Origin of the sequence: Rhabdaerophilum calidifontis, from assembly GCF_008641065.1 — a bacterium.
In the GTDB taxonomy this organism is placed as follows: domain Bacteria; phylum Pseudomonadota; class Alphaproteobacteria; order Rhizobiales; family Beijerinckiaceae; genus Rhabdaerophilum; species Rhabdaerophilum calidifontis.
In genome coordinates, this window is record NZ_VTRS01000005.1 from 141,867 (window position 1) to 161,763 (window position 19,897).

At 68.3% G+C, this 19,897-nt stretch carries 21 protein-coding genes and 1 tRNA gene; 18 read left to right on the top strand and 4 right to left on the bottom strand.

The window, feature by feature from the left end; translation table 11 throughout:
• The first annotated feature begins 291 nt into the window (after nt 1-291).
• From FWJ24_RS10055 to FWJ24_RS10065, 3 genes are read left to right on the top strand one after another with little or no spacing between them, the layout of a single operon-like run.
• Nucleotides 292-705: a hypothetical protein gene (locus FWJ24_RS10055; protein ID WP_150287694.1), complete on the top strand. Its 414-nt coding sequence runs from the start codon at nt 292-294 to the stop codon at nt 703-705.
• A 60-nt stretch (nt 706-765) separates the two neighbouring features.
• A complete protein-coding gene (locus FWJ24_RS10060; RefSeq protein WP_150287695.1) occupies nt 766-1,116 on the top strand; it encodes an antibiotic biosynthesis monooxygenase family protein in 351 nt (116 codons plus the stop codon).
• A 4-nt stretch (nt 1,117-1,120) separates the two neighbouring features.
• Complete coding sequence (locus tag FWJ24_RS10065; RefSeq protein WP_150287696.1) at nt 1,121-1,603, top strand: gamma-glutamylcyclotransferase family protein; 483 nt, start codon at nt 1,121-1,123, stop codon at nt 1,601-1,603.
• A gap of 11 nt (nt 1,604-1,614) precedes the next feature.
• On the opposite strand, the gene lipB is transcribed toward FWJ24_RS10065, so the two are convergent.
• Nucleotides 1,615-2,328, bottom strand: coding sequence for a lipoyl(octanoyl) transferase LipB (gene lipB, locus FWJ24_RS10070; protein ID WP_150287784.1), 714 nt, complete (start codon nt 2,326-2,328; stop codon nt 1,615-1,617).
• 102 nt (nt 2,329-2,430) lie between these two features.
• Here lipB and FWJ24_RS10075 point away from each other — a divergent pair, with 102 nt between their 5' ends.
• The 5 genes from FWJ24_RS10075 to FWJ24_RS10095 all read left to right on the top strand — a co-directional run bounded on the left by FWJ24_RS10075 (nt 2,431) and on the right by FWJ24_RS10095 (nt 7,591).
• Entirely contained in the window at nt 2,431-2,724 is a 294-nt protein-coding gene (locus FWJ24_RS10075) for a FliM/FliN family flagellar motor switch protein (RefSeq protein WP_150287697.1), read from the top strand.
• A gap of 113 nt (nt 2,725-2,837) precedes the next feature.
• Nucleotides 2,838-2,922, top strand: a tRNA-Leu gene (locus FWJ24_RS10080).
• Nucleotides 2,923-3,055: 133 nt separating this feature from the next.
• Nucleotides 3,056-4,486, top strand: a complete 1,431-nt coding sequence (mgtE, locus tag FWJ24_RS10085) for a magnesium transporter (RefSeq protein ID WP_150287698.1) — start codon at nt 3,056-3,058, stop codon at nt 4,484-4,486.
• Nucleotides 4,487-4,629: 143 nt separating this feature from the next.
• Complete coding sequence (locus FWJ24_RS10090) at nt 4,630-6,726, top strand: putative bifunctional diguanylate cyclase/phosphodiesterase (RefSeq protein ID WP_150287699.1); 2,097 nt, start codon at nt 4,630-4,632, stop codon at nt 6,724-6,726.
• A 16-nt stretch (nt 6,727-6,742) separates the two neighbouring features.
• On the top strand, nt 6,743-7,591 hold the full coding sequence (locus FWJ24_RS10095) for a glycoside hydrolase family 25 protein (protein ID WP_206110824.1): 849 nt from the start codon (nt 6,743-6,745) through the stop codon (nt 7,589-7,591).
• Between the two features lie 19 nt (nt 7,592-7,610).
• On the opposite strand, the gene FWJ24_RS10100 is transcribed toward FWJ24_RS10095, so the two are convergent.
• Entirely contained in the window at nt 7,611-8,738 is a 1,128-nt protein-coding gene (locus FWJ24_RS10100) for a GNAT family N-acetyltransferase (protein WP_150287701.1), read from the bottom strand.
• A 160-nt stretch (nt 8,739-8,898) separates the two neighbouring features.
• Here FWJ24_RS10100 and FWJ24_RS10105 point away from each other — a divergent pair, with 160 nt between their 5' ends.
• Nucleotides 8,899-10,071 (top strand): isovaleryl-CoA dehydrogenase, encoded by a 1,173-nt coding sequence (locus FWJ24_RS10105; protein ID WP_150287702.1) that lies wholly within the window; start codon nt 8,899-8,901, stop codon nt 10,069-10,071.
• A 57-nt stretch (nt 10,072-10,128) separates the two neighbouring features.
• Nucleotides 10,129-10,929, top strand: coding sequence for a YdcF family protein (locus FWJ24_RS10110; RefSeq protein ID WP_246155647.1), 801 nt, complete (start codon nt 10,129-10,131; stop codon nt 10,927-10,929).
• Nucleotides 10,930-10,945: 16 nt separating this feature from the next.
• Here FWJ24_RS10110 and FWJ24_RS10115 read toward each other — a convergent pair whose 3' ends face one another.
• Both FWJ24_RS10115 and FWJ24_RS10120 read right to left on the bottom strand, forming a co-directional pair.
• On the bottom strand, nt 10,946-12,163 hold the full coding sequence (locus FWJ24_RS10115) for a TadE/TadG family type IV pilus assembly protein (protein WP_150287704.1): 1,218 nt from the start codon (nt 12,161-12,163) through the stop codon (nt 10,946-10,948).
• Between the two features lie 141 nt (nt 12,164-12,304).
• Entirely contained in the window at nt 12,305-12,598 is a 294-nt protein-coding gene (locus FWJ24_RS10120; RefSeq protein WP_150287705.1) for a DUF3253 domain-containing protein, read from the bottom strand.
• Nucleotides 12,599-12,762: 164 nt separating this feature from the next.
• Here FWJ24_RS10120 and FWJ24_RS10125 point away from each other — a divergent pair, with 164 nt between their 5' ends.
• The 8 genes from FWJ24_RS10125 to FWJ24_RS10160 all read left to right on the top strand — a co-directional run bounded on the left by FWJ24_RS10125 (nt 12,763) and on the right by FWJ24_RS10160 (nt 19,897).
• Nucleotides 12,763-13,179 (top strand): rhodanese-like domain-containing protein, encoded by a 417-nt coding sequence (locus FWJ24_RS10125; RefSeq protein ID WP_150287706.1) that lies wholly within the window; start codon nt 12,763-12,765, stop codon nt 13,177-13,179.
• 1 nt (nt 13,180) lies between these two features.
• Nucleotides 13,181-13,888 carry a glutathione S-transferase family protein gene (locus tag FWJ24_RS10130; RefSeq protein WP_150287707.1) on the top strand — a complete coding sequence of 236 codons (708 nt, stop codon included), beginning with the start codon at nt 13,181-13,183 and terminating at the stop codon, nt 13,886-13,888.
• An 85-nt stretch (nt 13,889-13,973) separates the two neighbouring features.
• The gene (locus tag FWJ24_RS10135; protein ID WP_150287708.1) at nt 13,974-15,581 is read left to right on the top strand and encodes a carboxyl transferase domain-containing protein; all 1,608 of its coding nucleotides are present in this window, start codon (nt 13,974-13,976) and stop codon (nt 15,579-15,581) included.
• Nucleotides 15,582-15,725: 144 nt separating this feature from the next.
• Entirely contained in the window at nt 15,726-15,944 is a 219-nt protein-coding gene (locus tag FWJ24_RS10140) for a hypothetical protein (protein WP_150287709.1), read from the top strand.
• 108 nt (nt 15,945-16,052) lie between these two features.
• Nucleotides 16,053-16,805: an SDR family oxidoreductase gene (locus FWJ24_RS10145; protein WP_150287710.1), complete on the top strand. Its 753-nt coding sequence runs from the start codon at nt 16,053-16,055 to the stop codon at nt 16,803-16,805.
• A gap of 89 nt (nt 16,806-16,894) precedes the next feature.
• Nucleotides 16,895-17,245, top strand: coding sequence for a RidA family protein (locus FWJ24_RS10150; RefSeq protein ID WP_150287711.1), 351 nt, complete (start codon nt 16,895-16,897; stop codon nt 17,243-17,245).
• A gap of 19 nt (nt 17,246-17,264) precedes the next feature.
• Nucleotides 17,265-17,915, top strand: coding sequence for a cation diffusion facilitator family transporter (locus FWJ24_RS10155; protein WP_150287712.1), 651 nt, complete (start codon nt 17,265-17,267; stop codon nt 17,913-17,915).
• Nucleotides 17,916-17,938: 23 nt separating this feature from the next.
• On the top strand, nt 17,939-19,897 hold the full coding sequence (locus FWJ24_RS10160; RefSeq protein WP_150287713.1) for an acetyl/propionyl/methylcrotonyl-CoA carboxylase subunit alpha: 1,959 nt from the start codon (nt 17,939-17,941) through the stop codon (nt 19,895-19,897).

Genomic DNA, 19,897 nt, shown 5'->3' on the forward strand with positions numbered 1-19,897 from the left:
CCATGGAATTGCCGCCTGGAGCCGCTGATCTGGCCGCGATGACACTGAAATGCGCGTGTTCCGCGCAAGCGCCCGTTAACGGCCTTTGCTTGCGATGCCTTCACCGCATCCTGTGCTTCATCGCACAGATTCAGGATTAGGCAACGCCTATTCCCGAGACTTGAACAGCGCGAGAGCGGGCAACGCTCCGCCGCAGGGTACGTCAAACCGGCTGCGACACGGGCTGAAGCCCGGCACGGCCATCGGGATCACGAGGGGCGTTTCATGCCCCGGCGAGCAGGGAAGCGGACCATGGCCATTCTGGCGCAGGTTGATGTGGCGCAGCTCGATCCGGCGCGCGATTCCGCGCCGGTGGATCCCTGCCCGCAAGGGGCCGCGGAGATCGACCTGCGCGCCTTCCTCTCCGTGAGCAACCGCGAGGAGGCCGAGCAGCTCCTGATGCTCGACCGGCTGAACACCACCACCGATACGACCTGGACGGCCTTCTTCGTCGAGCTGATGGTCGGCTTCCTGGTCTGGCAGCATGAGCCCTGGGGCGTGATCGCCGAGGCCGATCTCGATTGGCTGCTGGGGCATGTCGCGGATGCGCCGACGCCCTCGACCCCGGCGCTGCTCTTCGCGCTGGTCCGCGAGGTCAACAATGCGCCGGAACGGCTGCTGCGCCTGGCGATGAAGCTGCCGCGCAACCGGCTCGCGGCCGGCTGAGCGAGGCTTGCGGCGCGGAGCGGGGCGTGGTCTGATCGCGCCCCATCGTCAAGGCGTGCCATGAGCCAGGGTCCCAGCCAGGATTTCGCGCAGCTTCCCGAGCCACCCTATTACCTTGTCGCGTTCTCCTCGCTGCGCCGCGAGGGCGACGACGGCTATGCCGCCATGGCGGAAGCGATGGCGCGGCTCGCCGCCGAACAGCCGGGTTATCTCGGCGCCGAATCGGCGCGGGGACCGGACGGGTTCGGAATCAGCAATTCCTATTGGGCCGACGAGGCGGCGCTCGTCGCCTGGAAGGCGGTCGCGCAGCATCTCCTCGCGCAGCGGCTCGGCAAGGAGCGCTGGTATCACCATTACGCGCTGCGCGTCGCCCGCGTGGAGCGCGCCTATTCCGGGCCTGCGGGGCGTTGAGGGCATGCCGCTCTATTTCGCCTACGGGCTCAACATGGATATCGCCGATATGGGCCGGCGCGCGCCGCATTCGCGCGTCCTCGGCCCGGCGGTGCTGAAGCGGCATCGCTTCATCATCATGGCCGAGGGCTATGCCAGCGTGGTCCGCGATCCCCGCGCCGAGGTCCATGGCCTGCTCTGGGATCTTGCGCTCGCCGATCTCAGGCCGCTCGACCGCTTCGAGGGGCTCGATCGCGGGCTTTATGCCAAGATCACGCAGCCGGTCGTCGTGGCGGGCGGGGCCCGGCGGGCGCTCGTCTATGTCGCGGCGAATGCCGAGCCGGGAACGCCGAAGCCGGGCTATCTCGAACGGATCCTTCTTGCCGCCGCGGCGGCCGGGCTGCCGGAGGCCTATCGCCGCGAGATCGGCGCCTGGTCCGGCGCGCCGCAGGCAAGGCCGCAACGGCCGGTGGCCGGCGTGACGCCGCGCTTCAGCCGGCCGGGCTGAGCGGCGCGCCTTCAGGCGATACCCGCAGACGTTTCGCCGAAGACGCGCGCGAAGGCCGCGCGCAGCGCCATGTCGACCTCCGGCATCGTCACCGGAATGCCGAGATCGACGAGCGAGGTCACGCCGAATCGCGCCTCGCGGATGCCGCAGGGGACGATGTCCTCGAAATGTGCGAGATCCGGCTCGACATTGAGCGAGACGCCGTGGAACGACACCCAGCGGCGCAGCCGGATGCCGATCGCGGCGATCTTGTCCTCGCAGCCCTCGCCCTTGTCCGGCCGCCGGACCCAGACGCCGACCCGCGCGGGATCGGTGTAGCCGCGCAGATTGTAGCCGGCGAGCGTCTCGATGATCCAGGCTTCCAGTGCGCCGACGAAGGCGCGGATATCCGGCTTCCGGGCCTTCAGGTCGAGCATGACATAGGCAACCCGCTGGCCGGGACCGTGATAGGTGAATTGCCCGCCGCGGCCGGTCTGATGCACGGGAAAGCGGGCGGTGACGAGATCCTTCGGCCGCGCGCTGGTGCCGGCGGTGTAGAGCGGGGGATGCTCCACCAGCCAGACGCATTCGCGCGCCGTGCCGTCCGCGATCGCGCCCGCGCGCGCCTCCATGAAGGCGACCGCCTCGGGATAGGCGACCGGTTCGGGCGCCACGCGCCATTCGACGGGGGGATGGCCTTCCCGGCATGGCGGGAAAAGCGGGGGCGTTAACTCGGCGTTGACCATGACATGGGACATAGATGGGCAGAAATTGCCCATGTCAATCAAACGAATCGCATGGGTGATGCTCCAGTCTGTCAGGTCGGCGGCGAAAAGGATTTCAGGCGCATGTCCAGCGAGGAACGCACGAATACGGTCGGGGATGTCGATGTCGAGATCGCGGTGGTGATCGGGCGCTCGCGCATGCCGATCCACCATCTGCTGCGCATGGGGCGCGGTGCGGTCATCGAACTCGATGCCAACGAGAACGACGAGATCGAGATCCTCGCCAATGATTATCCGGTCGCCTACGGGCAGGTGATCGTGCAGGGCAAGCGCATTCAGGTCGAGGTGACGCGGCTGATCCGCCGTCCCGAGGTCGAGACGCTCATGCGCGCGCAGCAGCCGGCAGAGGCGGCCTGACCCGCCGGGCGCCGCGCCGGAAATGCACGGCCTGAGGCGGATCGGGCTTGCCATGGTCCCCGCCCTTTGTTAGACACCGCCGCCTTGGGACGCGGCCTTCGGGCCGTCCCCATGCGGTCGTGGCGGAATTGGTAGACGCGCTAGCTTGAGGTGCTAGTGGGTAACACCGTGGAGGTTCGAGTCCTCTCGACCGCACCAATCCTTGCGCAGGATTTTTCAAGAGCCCGGGCCCCCCCGGGTTTTTTGTTGCCCGGCCGCCTTGCGGGCGCGCAAGCCTTGCAAATCCCCGCAGCGCCCCTAAGAGAGGGCGATCTCCGCCCCCTCGACCCGGATGCGCAGCGTGTCTCAGGCCGCCCCCGAACCGACGCTCGCCGAAGCGCCGTCCTTCGCCGACCTGGCCTTCCGCGACGCGGAGGGCGAGATCCGGCCGGCCTTCCTTGCTGCCGTGCGCGCCGCGATCGAGGCCGCCGATCATGACCGGCTCGTCGCGCTGGCGGGCGATCTCTACGAGGCCGATCTCGGCCAGCTCATCGAGGCGCTGGATCCCGAGGAGCGACCCCGGCTCGTCGCGATTCTCGGTGCGGATTTCGATTTCGCGGCGCTGACCGAGGTCGAGGATACGGTCCGCGAGGAGATTCTCGAGGAAATTCCGAACGAAAAGATCGCCGAGGGCGTGCGCGATCTCGATTCGGACGACGCCGTCTACATCCTCGAGGATCTCGAACCGGAGGACAAGGAGGAGGTTCTCGCGCGGCTCCCCGCCGAGGAGCGCGTGACGATCGAGCGCGGCCTCGATTACCCGGAGGATTCCGCCGGGCGCTTGATGCAGACCGATTTCATCGCCGCGCCGCCCTTCTGGACGGTGGGGCAGATGATCGACCATCTGCGCGAGACGACGGATCTGCCGGACGAATTCTACGAGCTCTACGTGATCGATCCCGGCGGCCGGATCATCGGCCATGTGCCGCTCAACCGTCTGCTGCGGACGCGGCGGCCGGAACGTCTCGAGACGATCATGCACGAGGCCGACCATGTGGCGCGCACGACCGACGACAAGACCGATGTCGCCGACCTGTTCAAGCGCTACAATCTCGTCTCGATCCCCGTGACGGACGAGGGCAACCGCCTCGTCGGCGTGCTGACCTTCGACGATATCGTCGATGTCATCGACGACGAGGCCGATGCCGAGATCCGCGCGCTCGGCGGCGTGAAATCGGACGAGGAATTGTCCGATACCGTGATGGAGACGGCGCGGGCGCGCTTCTCGTGGCTCTTCGTCAACCTGCTCACCGCGATCCTGGCCTCGGCGGTGATCGATCTCTTCCAGGGGGCGCTCGAAAAGATGGTCGCGCTCGCCGTGCTGATGCCGATCGTCGCGAGCCAGGGCGGCAATGCCGGCACGCAGACCATGACGGTTGCCGTGCGCGCGCTGGCGACGCGGGCGATTTCCGCCGCGAACGCGCCGCGCGTGGTGCTGCGCGAGGTGATGGTGGGGTTCATCAACGGCATCGCCTTCGCGGTGCTGATGGGTGCGGTGGCGGCGCTTTGGTTCAAAAACGCCGATCTTGGTTACGTGATCGGCATCGCCATCGTCGTCAATCTGGTTGCTGCGGGCCTCGCCGGAGTCATGATACCACTTCTGCTTGAGCGCGCGGGGGTTGATCCTGCGGTCGCCTCCGGCCCTTTTGTGACGACAGTGACCGATATTGTCGGATTTTTTGCCTTTCTTGGCGTTGCCACATTGTGGTTTGGCCTCGGATGAGGAGAGGAGACCTCGATAAATTCGCGCTCAAGTTGCTCTATATGCTGGCTAATGAAAGCTTGCGTCGTTAACGCCATTTCTGCACGGGCTTTTAAACGTTTCCCAGAGAAATAGGTGCAGTTTCTCGCGGGGAGAGAATCCGGATGGCCGGCCGGTCGATGGTGCGATTGCTCGATTTCGCGGTCGCGGGCCTGTTCGTGCTGGCGCTGACGATCCTCGGCCTGTTCGCCTGGGCGGCGCGCGTCGCCGACCGCAATGCCTTCGCCATCGAGACCCAGATCGTCGGGCAGGAACTCGGCCGCGTGGTCACGCAGTTCCGCAACGATCTGCCGAACGGGCTCGTCGATCGCGCGCGCTGGCAGGGTGTCGCGCGGGAGACGCGGCTGGTGCTGGCCGACGATGCCGCGCGCGGCAATCCGCCCGGCGGGACCGGCCGCTTCACCGGCCTGCTCGCCGATCCCGCGACCCGGGCGCGGATCGACGAATTGCGCGCGGCCTTCGCGCGTGTCGAGCCTCCGCGCGGGCATGTCGAGTTCATCCGTCTCGGGCCGCCCGGCGGCGAGATGCTGGCGCTGGCGGCCCGGATCGGCAGGCCGGGCGAATCCCCGGCGCTCGCATTCGAACTCGTCGATCTCCCGGCCATGGCGGCGGCGCTCGAAACGCTGTCGATCGAATTGTTCCCGGTCACCGGCCCTTATGCCGAGCCCGAGGCGGCGAATGGCCGGCTCGAACTCGCCGGGCTCGGCGGCGAGATCGTCGGCCGGCTCTTCTGGCGCGGCCAGCGGCTCGCGGCGATCGCGTCGCGGCAGATCCTGCCGGCGCTGGTGGCAATCCTGTGCGCGGCCTCGGTGATCCTGTTCCTGATGCGCCGGCGCTGGCGGAGCGCGGGGGAGAGCTTCGAGCGTGATCTCGAACGCGTGGAGCAGATGGCCGGCACCGACACGCTGACCGGGCTTCCAAACCGGCGGGCGCTGTTCCGGCATCTGGCGGCGATCGCGCCGCCGGCCCAGGCCTTCCCGCCGATCACCGTGATGATGCTCGATCTCGACGGGTTCAAATGGGTCAACGACACGCTCGGCCACGAGGCCGGCGACCGGCTTCTGGTGCAGGCGGCGGCGGTGTTCCGGGCGGAACTCGGGCCGGAGACCTTCCTCGCGCGGCTCGGCGGCGATGAATTCGTCGCTGTGGTGCCGGGCGAGGTGGTCGGCGGCGCGTTGACGCGCCTGCACGCCCATCTCAGCGAGACCCTGCGCCGGCGGGTGCCATCCAGCCTTGCGGGGACACCGGTCGGTGTCAGCATCGGCGCGGTTTCCTCCGTCGCCGAGGGCGGCAGCGGCGAGCACCTGCTGAGCCTTGCCGATATCGCGGTCTACGCCGCCAAGGCGGCGGGGCGCGGCGCCGCCGTCTCCTATGACGGCAGCATGGAGGTGGAGAAGGCGTTCCGCCGCTCGCTGGAGCGCGACCTGCGCGCCGCGGTGCTCACCCGCGAATTGCGCGTGCATCACCAGCCGATCGTCGAGGCGCTGAGCGGCAAGGTCGTCGGCTACGAGAGCCTCGTGCGCTGGCAACACCCGTTCCGCGGCCTGCTGATGCCGGCGGAATTCATCCCGCTGGCGGAGGACACGGATCTCATCGTCGAGATCGGCAACGCGGTGCTCAATCAGGCGCTGGAGGAACTGGCCTCGGTGGGAAATTGCCGGATCTCGGTCAACACCACCGGCCGGCAATTGATCTCGCCGGGTTTCGTCGAGCATGTGAAGGCATTGCTGGTCCGGTACGGGGTGGCGCCGCAGCGGCTCTGCCTCGAACTGACCGAGACCAGCCTCATCACCGATGGCGAACGCGTGGGCGCGGTGCTCACCGCCCTGCGCGCCCATGGCGTGCGGGTGGCGATCGATGATTTCGGCACCGGCTATTCGAGCCTCTCCTACCTGATGCGCTTCACCTTCGACACGCTGAAGCTCGACCGGACCTTCATCGCCGCGCTCGACAACAAGCCGGAATCGCCGACGATCGTGACCTCGATCACCGCGCTCGCGCGCTCGCTCGGCATGGAGATCGTCGGCGAGGGGGTGGAGACGGTGCAGCAGCAGATCTTCCTCGCCGCGGCCGGCGTCACCTGCCTCCAGGGCTACCTGTTCGGCCGCCCTGTTCCGCTCGAAAAACTGGTTCGCGGCACCGCGCCGCTTGTTCCCGGCGCGGAAACCGCTACCCTTGGCAAGACGCAGAGAGCCGCCTGACATGCCCGTTCCCGCCATGCCCTCCGCCAGATCGTCCGGCCGCCTCGCGGCCCTGGTATCGCTCGTCGCCGCCCTGGCGCTTTCGGCCTGCTCGTCGGGTTCCGAACTGCGCGCGCATTACCCGCTCAAGAGCGATTCGAAACCGCATCCGGGCGTCGCCAAGGCGCATCGCTACCCGGTGCACGGCATCGATGTCTCGAAATGGCAGGGCGAGGTCGACTGGTTCCAGGTCAAGCGCGCCGGCACCGCCTTCGCCTTCATCAAGGCCACCGAGGGCGGCGACCATCTCGACGAGCGCTTCCACCGCAACTGGGACGGGGCACGCCGTGCCGGCATCCCGCGCGGGGCCTATCATTTCGTCTTCTGGTGCCGCCCGGCCGAGGAGCAGGCCGCCTGGTTCCGCCAGAACGTGCCGGCGGATGCCGATGCGCTGCCGCCGGTGCTCGATGTCGAGTGGAACGGTCATTCCCGCACCTGCCCGAAGAAGATCGACCCCGAACTCGCCCGGCGCAAGATCGACATCATGCTGAAGGCGATGGAGGCCCATACCGGCAAGAAGCCGATCATCTATACCGACATCACCTTCCATGCCGAGGTGCTGGAAGGGCATTACAAGGATTACCGGTTCTGGCTGCGTTCGGTGGCGGCGGAGCCGCACGAGCGCTACAATGACCGGCCGTGGAAGGTCTGGCAGTTCACGACCACCGGCCAGGTGCCGGGGATCGCCGGCGCGGTGGACCGCAACGCCTATGCCGGCAGCCGCAAGGACTGGAGCCGCTATCTCGCGCAGGTCGGCGTCACCAGCCGGCAGGTGGCCTCGCTCGAGGATCCCGCGCCGGAGGACGAGGCGAGGGCGCAGGACTGATCAACCGGGCGGTCGGCCCTCAGACGCCGAGCCGTTCGCGCACGGCGCGCAGGCGCTTCCGCCATCGGCTCGCAAGCCGCATGCGCGCGGCCATCGGTTCGAGCGCCGCCGCGCACAGGGTGGGGGCGAGCCCCACAAGCAGCGTCGCGACGGGCTCGCGCTCGCGCCAGAGCGCGCCCATCGGGTGATCGGGCTGCGCACAGGAATCCGCCCGGTCGAGATCCGGATCCGCGGCAATGCGTTCCGCGACATGCCGGTCGAGCAGCTGGCCGGGGCTCGCGGCGGCATGGGTCTCGTCATAGGCGGTCTTCACGGTGAAGACGGTCCGGCCAGAGACGAGATTGAGGTTCATTGCGATCGCGCGGCCGTCGAGGGCGAGGCTCTCGATCATGATCCGCTGGCTGGCGCCGGAAAACGCCTGCCGGGCATAGGCTTGCGTGTCGGGCCGGCAGGCGAGAGCCGTGCCGCGCCGCCCCTTCCAGCCGGCTGCCTCGAGGGCCAGGAACGCATCGAGCGCGGCGGGGAAGTCAGGCTCTCCGGAAAAGACGGTCCCGGTCGTCACCGCGCCGAGCGCCGCGAGGCGGCGCGCCTTGCGGTCGAGGCGGCGGTGGCGCGGAACGGCGGGCGCCGTCGTGGCGGCCGGGTCGATCGCTGGACGGGCATGGCGCGTGACGGCCAGGCGTGCCAGGCCCTCCGCCGCGGCGACCTGCGCGAGCAACGCCGCGAAGCCGCGTTGCTCGGTGACGAGCGGAAAATGCAGCACATCCGGCGCGTCCGGCTCCGCCGCGAGCCGGCGCAAAGCCGTCCGCAGGGCCGGGCCGGCGCATTCCGCGGCGAGCAGCGGGATCGTGAGGCTCGTATAGGGATTGGCATAAAGGCTCCAGGCACCGAACAGGATGCCGTCGCGCAGGCGCGGATTCTGGATCGGCAGCAGCGCCACCGGGCGGTGATCCGCCCGCGTCTCGCGCACGACAAGCAGCCGCATTGCGCCGGCACGGCCGAGATGGCGGGCGGCGGCGGTGAGCATGTCCGGCTCGTAATAGGGGTTCGGCTCCAGCGCGCCGGCGGCGAGCGCTCGCCAGCCGTCACCGCGCGCAAAGTCTGCGAGCGGTTCGAACGCGGCGGTGAATCCCTCGGAGTTGCTCATGCGGTCGTTCCGGAGCCGGGGCGCTGGCGGCGCATCGCGGGCGGAGGGGCGGATTCCGCAGGATTGGACATGAATGCTGACCTATTCTAGCGTCCATCCGCGTGACATCGCGCGCGGTGATCGTATGATCGCGCCATTCACCGAACAAGAGGATTAACCCGTGATCCCGAATGCCGCCAAACCCTTCAATTTCGATCTCGGCGAGACGGCGGACGCGATCCGCGAGAGTGTCGCCGCCTTCGCGCGGGACAGAATCGCGCCGCTCGCGGACAAGATCGACCGCGAGGATTGGTTCCCGCGCCATCTCTGGCCAGAGATGGGTGCGCTCGGCCTGCACGGCATCACCGTACCGGAGGAGGAGGGCGGCACCGGCCTCGGCTATCTCGAGCATTGCGTAGCGATGGAGGAAATTTCCCGCGCTTCGGCCTCGGTGGGGCTCAGCTATGGCGCGCATTCCAATCTCTGCGTCAACCAGCTTCGGCGCTGGGGCAATGCCGAGCAGAAGCGGCGCTACCTGCCGAAACTCATATCCGGCGAGCATCTCGGCGCGCTGGCGATGAGCGAGCCGGGGGCGGGCTCCGATGTCGTGTCGATGAAGCTGAAGGCGGAGAAGAAGGGCGACCGCTACATCCTCAATGGCGCGAAGATGTGGATCACCAACGGCCCCTCCGCCGAGACGCTGATCGTCTACGCCAAGACCGATCCCGAGGCCGGGCCGCGCGGCATCACCGCCTTCCTGATCGAGAAGGGTTTCAAGGGGTTCTCGGTGGCGCAGAAGCTCGACAAGCTCGGCATGCGCGGCTCGGAGACCGGTGAACTGGTGTTCCAGGATTGCGAGGTGCCGGCGGAGAACGTGCTCGGCGAGGTGGGGAAGGGCGTCAACGTGCTGATGTCCGGGCTCGATTACGAGCGCGCGGTGCTCGCCGCCGGTCCGCTCGGCATCATGCAGGCGGCGATGGATGTCGTGATGCCCTATATCCACGAGCGCCGGCAATTCGGCAAGCCGATCGGCGAGTTCCAGCTCGTGCAGGGCAAGATCGCGGACATGTATGTCGGCATGAATGCGAGCCGGGCCTATGTCTACGCGGTGGCGAAGGCCTGCGACCGGGGCGAGACCACGCGCGAGGATGCCGCCGGCGCCATCCTCTACGCCGCCGAGACCGCGACGAAGCTCGCGCTAGACGCCATCCAGCTCCTCGGCGGCAACGGCTATATCAACGAATACCCGACCGGACGCCTGCTTCGCGACGCAAAGCTCTACGAGATCGGCGCCGGCACGAGCGAGATCCGCCGCATGCTGATCGGGCGGGAATTGTTCACGAAGGCCGGGTGAGGGAGTGGGAGGCGCGCAAGTGCTTTCGGCAATGTCGGGAACCAAAGGGGTTCGTTGATGCACAATCTCGGCAAGATCCTCTGGTTCTTCGCAACGCCATCGAACGCGTTGCTGCTGCTGGCGCTGTTCGCCACGTTCCGGGCGCTGATGCGCGGCTCGCGCGTCTGGTCCGGGCTCGCCATGCTGATCCTGCTCGGGCTCGGAACGGCCGGGCTCTCGCCGCTGCCGAACTGGGCGACCCTGCCGCTCGAGACGCGGTTTCCGGTCTGGAAACCGGCGGAGGGCGCGCCGCCGCCGGCCGGAATCATCGTCCTCGGCGGTGCGGCGGATGCGGACGCGACCTTCGGGCGCGGCGCCGGTCTCGAACTGAACGAGGCGGGTGACCGGGTGATGGCAATGCTTGCGCTCGCCCGCCGCTTCCCCGAGGCGCGAATCGTCTTCACCGGCGGGGCGGGGGAACTGATCGGCTCCGGCAATCCCGAGGCGGATGCGGTGAAGGCGCGGATCGCCGATTACGGGCTCGATCCCGGCCGGGTGCAGTTCGAGAACCGCTCGCGCAACACCCATGAGAACGCGCTCTACACCCGGGATCTCGTGATGCCGAAGCCGGAGGAGACCTGGCTGCTCGTCACCTCGGCCTTCCACATGCCGCGCTCGATGGGCGTGTTCCGGCAGGCGGGGTTCAAGGTCGCGCCCTATCCGGTCGATTTCCGCACCGCCGGGCCGGAAAGCGCCGAGGCGCCGTTCGGCTCGCTTGCGGCGGGGCTCGCCCGGCTCGACATGGCCGTCAAGGAATGGATCGGGCTTGCCGCCTACCGCGCGATGGGGCGCACCGACGCGCTGTTCCCGGCGCCGTGAGCGGCGCTGCCCGATATTATTGCGTGATCCGCATCTTCGAGAGCGAGGAGGCGATCTGCTCGAAGACCGGCGTCAGCTGGCTGGCATCCGTCACGTTGTAATAATGCGTCGGCGTCGTCGCGCAGGCCTTGAGCAGGTTGGCATCGCCGTCGATGACGCGGATCGTGTAGAGCACGATGCCGGCGGCCTTCACGTTGGTGCAGAGTTCGGTCATGCGCTTGTCGATCACGCCGCCGCCATTCCAGCCCCAGCGGTTGGCGGTGTTCTCGCCATCGGTGAGCACGATGATGGCGCGCAGCAGATCCTCGGTGCCGGCCGGGCTGCCCTGATTGAGCGGGGCGCCGGGCGAGAGCGCGTGCCAGGCCCAGGCGAGGCCGATCGGCACGTTGGTGGCGCCGCTCGCAATCATGGTATCCGCCGCCGCCTTGATCTTCTTGAGGTCGCTCGTCAGCGGGATGATCCGGGCGAGCTTGCCGCAGGAAACCTGTGATTTGCCCTTGGTGTCGGTGCGCCACCAGAACAGGGTGGCCGGGGTCGCCGGGTTCGGCGCCGTATCCCGCGCGTCATGGGGCTGGTCGCGGTCGGTCAGGCAGCCATCCCATCCCTTCGGCGGGGAGCTTTCCAGATGATTGGTGCCCGTCCACCAGGCCGGGTCGGACTTGACGACATTGGTGAAGGGCACAAGCGCGATCTTGGTCGGACCGGCATTCTTCTTCGGATCGGAGAGGAAATCGACGAGCCCCTTCACGGCCGCCTTGAGCTGCGTGATCTTGGTGCCGGCCATCGAGCCGGTATTGTCGAGCGCCAGAGCGAGTTCGATCTTCTTGGCCCTTGCCCGTTCGACCGTGACGGAGGCGGTGACGATCAGCGAATCCGAGCCGAGGATGCGCGCGAAGGTCAGCGGCACCTCGCCGGTTGCGTCGACATGCACCTTGGCGGAATCGGCTTTCGCCTTGAGCGCCATGTTCTCGACCGGCGCCGCGCCGGAGACGCTCTGGGCATAGCTCAGCGCCCGCGCCTGGAGTGCGGCATCGCCGAGCAGCAGGAGATCGGTGTCGCGGGCGAGTGCGGTGGCGGTCGAATCCACGACCTGCTGAAGCGTGTATTTCTGCTTCATCGCCTTGGAATAATCGACCGAGATCGCCAGCGTCCCGAGGATCGGGATCATCGCGATCGCCATCACCATCGCGGTGGCACCGCTGCGATCCTTCAGGAACGATCGAAAAAGGCTCATGGCTCCCTCCCGCTTGCCCGGGCATCCGAGGGGAGATTCCGCGCGGCCGCTTGCCAATTGCCTAACCGGACCCGCGACTCGGGCGCCGAAGCCTCGGGAGAGTCAACGAAGGGTTGCGGAAATTGGCTCGAATCCCTGGCATCAATCGCTGCGCGGCAGGGAGAGGCGGTAGACGCCCTTGAAATCGAGCGGATCGACCGGCTTGCCCTTGCGCAGGATCACGATCCGGCCCTCGCTGGCGAGGCGCACGGCGATCTTCCGGATCGGGGTCATCAGCGGCCCCCAGGCGGCGGTGTCGGTGCCGGCCATGGCGCGCGCGACATCCGAGGGGCAGATGCTCTTGTCCGGGCCGCGTTCCGCGACGAGCGCGAGCAGGCGGGCTTCGATGGCATCCAGATCAATGCCGGGGCGGGAATCGGGGGATGAGGCGAGCATGGATGCCGCTAGCGTCGCGCGCGCCGACCCGTCAAGGGCCGGGGGCCCGCGTTGCATTGGGAAAATCCCGGCAATCATCAAGCATCCCCGCCATATCCGCCCGCGCGATGGTTGCATGGCGCGCAGCCCCTGCTAAAAGGCCGGAACGGGGTTCCGGGGGGAACATGGCCCAGACGATCATCAAAGGCTACAAGGCGCTCCTCGCGGAGGCCGGCGCCTCCATCCGGACCCTGTCGGCCGCCGAGGCGCGGGTGCTTTACGGGCAGGACGATGTCGTGTTCGTCGATCTGCGCGATCCGCGCGAGCTGGAGCGCGAGGGGCGCATGCCCGGTGCCTTCCATTGCCCGCGCGGCATGCTGGAATTCTGGATCGACCCCGAGAGCCCGTACGCGAAGCCGGTGTTTCAGGAGGAGAAGACCTTCGTGTTCTTCTGCGCAGGTGGCTGGCGTTCGGCGCTGGCGGCGCGCACGGCGCAGGATATGGGATTGAAACCGGTTGCGCATATCGAGGGCGGATTCGACGCCTGGAAAAAGGCCGGCGGCGATGTTGTGGCATCCGAGAAGACGGTGGCGGAGGGCTGATATGGCGATCACGACCAATGTCGGGGCGGCGGAACCGAAATTCCCCCCGAAGCTGACGCTCGTCATCGGCAACAAGAACTATTCCTCCTGGTCGCTGCGGCCCTGGCTGGCGATGGCTGCCAGGGGCGTGCCCTTCGCCGAGATCCTGATCCCGCTCGAACAGCCGAACACGCGCCAGCAGGTGCTGCAATATTCGCCGAGCGGTCTCGTCCCGGCGCTGAAATTCGGCAATCTCCTGCTCTGGGAATCGCTGGCGATCATCGAATATGTTGCCGACAAGCATCCGGAGGCGCAATTCTGGCCCGAGGAGCCGGAATTCCGGGCGCTGGCGCGCTGCCTCTCGGCCGAGATCCATTCCGGCTTTCAGGCCCTGCGGGCGCATTGCCCGATGAATCTGCGCCGGCGCGCGGCGCGGCGCCTGACGCCGCAGGTGGAGGCCGATGTGATGCGGCTGTCGAACTATGTCCGCCATTTCCGCGCCATGGCGCCGGAGGGCGAATTCCTGTTCGGCGCCTTCGGCGCGGTCGATGCCATGATGGCACCGCTCGCGACGCGCATCCGCTCCTACGAGATCCCGGTCGACCGCGCGACGGCGAATTATGTCGACGCGATCCATGCCCTGCCGGCCTTCCAGAAATGGCATCAGGCCGCGATCGCGGAGCCCTGGCGCATCCCCTCGACCGACAATATCGACAAGCTTCGCCCCTGAGCGCGGCCTCCGCCCCACCGGGGCGTTGAAACCCGCGCGGGAAGCGGGAATATGGGCGCGCGCCGCATCTTTCCACGGGGGTTCCATGGCCGTCATCCGCTCGAGCTTCGATCGCCGCAGCGCCGAGGCGCAGGCCAATGCCGAGGCCTGGCGGGCCATCCGCGCCGATCTCGTCGAGAAGCGGCGCATCGCCGCGCTCGGCGGGCCCGAGAAGGCGCGCGAACGCCATCTGGCACGCGGAAAGCTTCTCCCCAGGGATCGCGTGCTGACGCTCCTCGACATCGGCTCGCCCTTCCTCGAGATCGGCCAGCTCGCGGCGAACGGCATGTATGGCGACGACATCCACGGCGCGGGGATGATCGCCGGCATCGGCCGGGTCGAGGGCCGCGAGGTGATGGTCGTGTGCAATGACGCCACGATCAAGGGCGGCACCTATTATCCGATGACCGTGAAGAAGCATCTCCGCGCGCAGGAGATCGCGCGCGAGAACCGTCTTCCTTGCGTCTATCTGGTCGATTCGGGCGGCGCGAACCTGCCGCACCAGACCGAAGTTTTCCCCGATCGCGAGCATTTCGGCCGCATCTTCTACAATCAGGCGACGCTTTCGGGGCTGGGCATTCCGCAGATCGCGGTGGTGATGGGCTCCTGCACGGCGGGCGGTGCCTATGTGCCGGCGATGAGCGACGAGACGATCATCGTGCGCCAGCAGGGCACGATCTTCCTCGGCGGTCCGCCCTTGGTGAAAGCCGCCACGGGCGAGGTGGTCTCGGCGGAAGATCTCGGCGGCGCGGATGTGCATGCCCGCCGCTCGGGTGTGGCGGATCATTACGCCGCCGATGACCGGCACGCGCTGGCGCTCGCGCGGCGCATCGTCGCCAATCTCAACAGCCGTAAGACGATCGACATCGCGCTTGGCGAACCCGAGGATCCGCTGCTTGATCCCGCCGAGCTGGAGGCGCTGGTGCCGACAGATCTCAAGCGCCAATACGATATCCGCGAGGTGATCGGCCGGATCGTCGACGGCTCGCGCTTCGACGAGTTCAAGGCGCTCTATGGCACGACGCTCGTCACCGGCTTCGCGGCCATCCATGGCATCCCGGTCGGCATCATCGCCAATAACGGCATTCTCTTTTCGGAGAGCGCGCTCAAGGGCGCGCATTTCATCGAACTCTGCTGCCAGCGGCGCATTCCGCTGCTGTTCCTGCAGAATATTTCCGGCTTCATGGTGGGGAGCCAATACGAGGCTGGCGGCATCGCGAAGGACGGCGCGAAGCTGGTGACGGCCGTGGCCTCGGCCGCGGTGCCGAAGATCACGGTGCTTGTCGGCGGCTCGTTCGGCGCGGGCAATTACGGCATGTGCGGGCGGGCCTATTCGCCGCGCTTCCTGTTCGCCTGGCCGAATTCCCGCATCTCGGTGATGGGCGGCGAGCAGGCGGCGAGCGTGCTGGCGACCGTCCGGCGCGACAATCTCGAGGCCGAGGGCAAGGTCTGGTCGGCCGAGGAGGAGGAGGCGTTCAAGGCGCCGATCCGGGCGAAATACGAGGAGGAGGGCCACCCCTACCACGCGACCGCCCGGCTCTGGGATGACGGCATCATCCTGCCGAGCGAGACAAGGCGCGTGCTGGCTTTGGCGTTCTCGGCCTGCCTCAACGCGCCGGTGGAGGCGACGCGGTTCGGCGTGTTCAGGATGTGAGGGGATCCCTCGGCATCGACGATCCTTCACGCCGCGCATCCGGCTTGAGGCGCCTGATCCGCCCCGTGCGCCAACGCACAGGCATCCGCGCCGCTCCCTGCGATGTTCCTTCCAGAGCGGAACGGAACTGCGCGGGAGGCAGCCATGCACAAGATCGTCTACGCCATTGTCGCGGCCCTGATCGTTGCGGCGCCGGCGGCCATCGACAAGGCCTCGATCGCGGCGAAGGCCGAGGATGCGGCCAAGCAGGGCGTCCGGGCGCGCCTCGCCGAGGCGGCGGAGCCGGGCTGCCGCGCGATCTCCACCCGGATGCGCGGGCTCGACGGCTCGGTGCTCGTCCGCAACGGCCAGATCTGCGGCTGAACGCCCGCCCCTTATGCGGCCGCCCCTGCGCCTCTCCGGCCCTGTCGGCGCTTTCGCCTCTTCCGTGGCGGCGCCGGCGCCGCTAACCTCCCCGCGGGAGGATGTTTCATGGCACAGAACAAGGTCGCGCTCGTCACCGGCGCGGGGTCCGGGGTCGGGCGCGCGGTCGCGCTGCGGTTCCTGGCGGAAGGCTATCGCGTCGGATTGGTGGGGCGGCGGCCCGAGGCGCTGGCGGAAACCGTTGCGCTGGCCGGCGCCCATGCCGGTGCGCTGAGCCTGCCGGCGGATGTGACCGATCCCGCGCAGGTCAATGCCGCATTCGACGCGCTGGTTGCCAAGTTCGGCCGGCTCGATGTGGTCTTCAACAATGCCGGCATCGGCGCCCCGCCCGTGCAATGGGACGAGCTTCCGGCCGAGCAATGGAAGGCGGTGGTCGATACCAACCTCTCCGGCGTGTTCTATAGCATGCAGGCGGCGTTCCGAATCATGAAGCGGCAGACCCCGAAAGGCGGGCGGATCATCAATAACGGCTCGGTCTCGGCCTATGCGCCGCGGCCATTCTCGGCGGCCTACACCGCCACCAAGCACGCGGTGCTGGGGCTCACCAGGGCCGGCGCGCTCGACGGGCGCGAGCATGACATCGCCGTCGGGCAGATCGATATCGGCAATGCGCTGACCGACATGGCGCGGAAGATGACGACCGGCGTGCTCCAGGCGAACGGCACGATCGCGGTCGAGCCGGTGATCGATGTCGCGCATGTCGCCAACGCGGTGCTGCACATGGCGAGCCTGCCGCTCGAGGCGAATGTGCTGACGATGAACGTGATGGCGACCAAGATGCCCTTCGTCGGGCGGGGTTGAGGCGCGCCGGCGAAGTGCCGCCCGCGCGGTTGTGTTTTTGCGGCCGGCTGCTATCCCCGGCTGCCGATTGCCCAACACAGGAGTTTGCCATGGCAGCCATCACCCGCATCGAGACCGGACCGCGCATGTCGAAGGCTGTCATCCACGGCGACACGGTCTATCTCGCCGGGATCGTCGCGGATGATCCGAAGCAGGACGTGACCGGCCAGACGCGCCAGGTTCTGGCCGAGATCGACCGGCTGCTCGCACTCGCCGGCACTGACAAATCGAAGCTGCTGCGGACCAATATCTGGCTCGCGGACATGTCCGATTTCGCGGCGATGAACGCGGTGTGGGATGGCTGGGTCATCGCCGGCAACACCCCCGCGCGCGCGACCGTCGAGGCCAGCCTCGCGACGCCGGATTACCGGGTCGAGATCATGGTCGTCGCGGCGAAATGAGCCGGCGGAGCCGCGCGGCATGGCAGACGGGGCGTTCCTGACCGGAGAGTCCCGCCGCTATCGCCGCCGGGTCCTGCTCATCGTCGTGCTGATCGGGGGGCTCGCAACGGCGCAGGCCGGCTACGCGCTCGCCATCGCCAACCGCTTCCTGTTCAAGGACGCGGTGGACTGGATCTACGATATCCTGCTCTGGCTGATCGCGCTCGCGGTGTTCGGCCGCGGGCGCCGGGCGGAGGATCTGGCGGCGCTCGGCGTGGGGCTCGTGATGCTCGTCGCGGCGGGCCATACCGCCTGGGAACTCTGGGACAAGATCGCCACCGGCCGCCGGGCGGAACTCTGGGTGGCAGGCTGGTCCTCCGGCGCGGCAATCGCCGTCGGCATCCTCGTCGTCGGGCTGCTGCTGCGGTTCCGGCATGCGCGGAACCCGCTGATCCTCGCGACCTGGCTTTCGAGCCGCAACGCGATGATCTCCACCACGGCCTATGCGCTGGCGGGGTTCTTCGCCCGCACGGCGCCGAGCCAGAACTGGGAAATCCTGCTCGATCTGTTCGCGATCGCGCTCAATCTCCAGGCGGCGGCGAGTGTCGCGCTGGCGGTGCGCCGCGATTGGGGACGGCCCGATGCTGGCGATGGACAAGCGGCGCCCGGCGTTGCATCGTCCGGCCGTTGAACCCGCACGGGGGCGTTTCCGCCATGTTTTCTTCGGTTCTGATCGCCAATCGCGGCGAGATCGCGCTTCGTGTCGCGCGGACGGCACGGCGGCTTGGGATGCGCGTCATCGTCGTCCATTCCGAGGCCGATTCCGCAGCGCCCTTCGTCGCCTTCGCGGACGAGGCATATCCGATCGGCCCCGCCCCGGCGCGGGAGAGCTATCTCGTCGCGGAGCGCATCCTCGATGTCGCGCGGCGGGCGGGGGCGGAATGCATCCATCCTGGCTACGGGTTCCTGTCGGAGAATGCGGAATTCGCCGAAGCCTGCGCGGTGGCCGGCATCGTGTTCGTCGGGCCGCCGCCTTCCGCTGTGCGCGCCATGGGGCTCAAGGATGCCGCCAAGGCGCTCGCCGAGAAGGCCGGGGTGCCGGTGGTGCCGGGCTATCACGGCGACATCCAGGACCCGGCCTTCCTGCGCGAGAAGGCCTATCAGATCGGCTATCCGGTGCTGATCAAGGCGGTGGCGGGCGGCGGCGGCAAGGGGATGCGCCGGGTCGACAAACACGCCGATTTCGAGGAGGCGCTCGCCTCCTGCCAGCGCGAGGCGCTCAACGCCTTCTCGGATGCGCGGGTGCTGGTCGAGAAATACATCACCGCGCCGCGCCATGTGGAGGTGCAGGTGTTCGGCGACCGGCACGGCCAGGTCCTGCACCTGTTCGAGCGCGATTGCTCGATGCAGCGCCGCCACCAGAAGGTGATCGAGGAGGCGCCGGCGCCGGGCATGTCGGCGGAGACGCGCGCGGCCTTCGGCAGGGCAGCGGTCGATGCGGCGCGCGCGGTCGGCTATTACGGTGCCGGCACGGTGGAATTCATTGCCGACGGCTCGAAGGGGCTCAGGCCCGACGGCTTCTATTTCATGGAGATGAACACCCGGCTCCAGGTCGAGCATCCGGTGACGGAGATGATCACCGGGCTCGATCTCGTCGAATGGCAGTTCCGCGTCGCGGCCGGCGAGCCGCTGCCCTGCCGGCAGGACCAGCTCGCGATCGCCGGCCATGCGGTCGAGGCGCGTCTCTATGCCGAGGAGCCGGAGCGCGGATTCCTGCCCTCGACCGGGCATATCCACGCGCTGCGCCTGCCCGAGGGCGAAGGGATCCGCGTCGATTTCGGCGTCGCGGAGGGCGGCGAGGTGACGCCCTATTACGATCCGATGATCGCCAAGATCATCGCCCATGGCCCGAGCCGCGATGTCGCGCTCGACCGGCTGCATGCCGCGCTCGAGGATACGCTGGTCGCGGGGCCGAAGACCAATCTCCGCTTCCTCGCCGCCCTGATCGATCAGCCGGATTTCCGCGCCGGCCGGCTCGATACCGGCTTCATCGACCGCAATCTCGCCGCGCTCGGCGCCGAGCCGCAGCCGCTCGACCCCGGCGCAGTCGCGGCCGGGGCGCTGGCGCTTCTCGCCGAGGAGAAGGCGCGGCTCGCGGCGCTGGCGGCGGCGCGTTCCGGCTGGGCGGGCGATCCGTGGAGCGCGGGCGACGGTTTCGCGCTGGCGCCCGGCCGCGCGGGGGCGCTGCGCCTCGCGGTCGAGGGCGAGATCGTCGATCTCGCCACCGATGCCGCCGGCGCGGCGATCGCGGCCGAGGGGTTGGCGCCGGAGCGCGATTTCACGCTCGTCACCGCCGGCGACGCGGTCCATGTCCTCGATCGCGGCCGGCAGATCCGCGTCGCGGTGCCCGATCCGCTCGACGTGACCTTCGAGGATCACGGCGGCGATGCCGGCGGCATCGTGCGCGCGCCGATGCATGGCAAGCTCGTGGCGCTGTTCGTCGCCGAGGGCGAGCCGGTCGAGAAGGGGCAGCGGGTGGCGATCGTCGAGGCGATGAAGATGGAGCATCCCGTGCTTGCGCCGCGCGCGGGGATCGTCGAGGGCATCGCCTTCGCGGCGGGGGCGCAGCTCGGCGAGGGCGCCCGGATCCTCTCGATCGCGGTGGCGGAATAG

Coding starts and splice junctions, on each gene's coding strand:
- FWJ24_RS10095 (WP_206110824.1), top strand. CDS start 6,743: ATGCCCTCCGCCAGATCGTCCGGCCGCCTCGCGGCCCTGGTATCGCTC.
- FWJ24_RS10115 (WP_150287704.1), bottom strand. CDS start 12,163: ATGAGCCTTTTTCGATCGTTCCTGAAGGATCGCAGCGGTGCCACCGCG.
- FWJ24_RS10125 (WP_150287706.1), top strand. CDS start 12,763: ATGGCCCAGACGATCATCAAAGGCTACAAGGCGCTCCTCGCGGAGGCC.
- FWJ24_RS10140 (WP_150287709.1), top strand. CDS start 15,726: ATGCACAAGATCGTCTACGCCATTGTCGCGGCCCTGATCGTTGCGGCG.
- FWJ24_RS10065 (WP_150287696.1), top strand. CDS start 1,121: ATGCCGCTCTATTTCGCCTACGGGCTCAACATGGATATCGCCGATATG.
- FWJ24_RS10155 (WP_150287712.1), top strand. CDS start 17,265: ATGGCAGACGGGGCGTTCCTGACCGGAGAGTCCCGCCGCTATCGCCGC.
- FWJ24_RS10100 (WP_150287701.1), bottom strand. CDS start 8,738: ATGAGCAACTCCGAGGGATTCACCGCCGCGTTCGAACCGCTCGCAGAC.
- FWJ24_RS10055 (WP_150287694.1), top strand. CDS start 292: ATGGCCATTCTGGCGCAGGTTGATGTGGCGCAGCTCGATCCGGCGCGC.
- FWJ24_RS10120 (WP_150287705.1), bottom strand. CDS start 12,598: ATGCTCGCCTCATCCCCCGATTCCCGCCCCGGCATTGATCTGGATGCC.
- FWJ24_RS10075 (WP_150287697.1), top strand. CDS start 2,431: ATGTCCAGCGAGGAACGCACGAATACGGTCGGGGATGTCGATGTCGAG.
- lipB (WP_150287784.1), bottom strand. CDS start 2,328: ATGGTCAACGCCGAGTTAACGCCCCCGCTTTTCCCGCCATGCCGGGAA.
- FWJ24_RS10135 (WP_150287708.1), top strand. CDS start 13,974: ATGGCCGTCATCCGCTCGAGCTTCGATCGCCGCAGCGCCGAGGCGCAG.
- FWJ24_RS10110 (WP_246155647.1), top strand. CDS start 10,129: ATGCACAATCTCGGCAAGATCCTCTGGTTCTTCGCAACGCCATCGAAC.
- FWJ24_RS10150 (WP_150287711.1), top strand. CDS start 16,895: ATGGCAGCCATCACCCGCATCGAGACCGGACCGCGCATGTCGAAGGCT.
- FWJ24_RS10145 (WP_150287710.1), top strand. CDS start 16,053: ATGGCACAGAACAAGGTCGCGCTCGTCACCGGCGCGGGGTCCGGGGTC.
- FWJ24_RS10160 (WP_150287713.1), top strand. CDS start 17,939: ATGTTTTCTTCGGTTCTGATCGCCAATCGCGGCGAGATCGCGCTTCGT.
- FWJ24_RS10130 (WP_150287707.1), top strand. CDS start 13,181: ATGGCGATCACGACCAATGTCGGGGCGGCGGAACCGAAATTCCCCCCG.
- mgtE (WP_150287698.1), top strand. CDS start 3,056: ATGCGCAGCGTGTCTCAGGCCGCCCCCGAACCGACGCTCGCCGAAGCG.
- FWJ24_RS10090 (WP_150287699.1), top strand. CDS start 4,630: ATGGCCGGCCGGTCGATGGTGCGATTGCTCGATTTCGCGGTCGCGGGC.
- FWJ24_RS10060 (WP_150287695.1), top strand. CDS start 766: ATGAGCCAGGGTCCCAGCCAGGATTTCGCGCAGCTTCCCGAGCCACCC.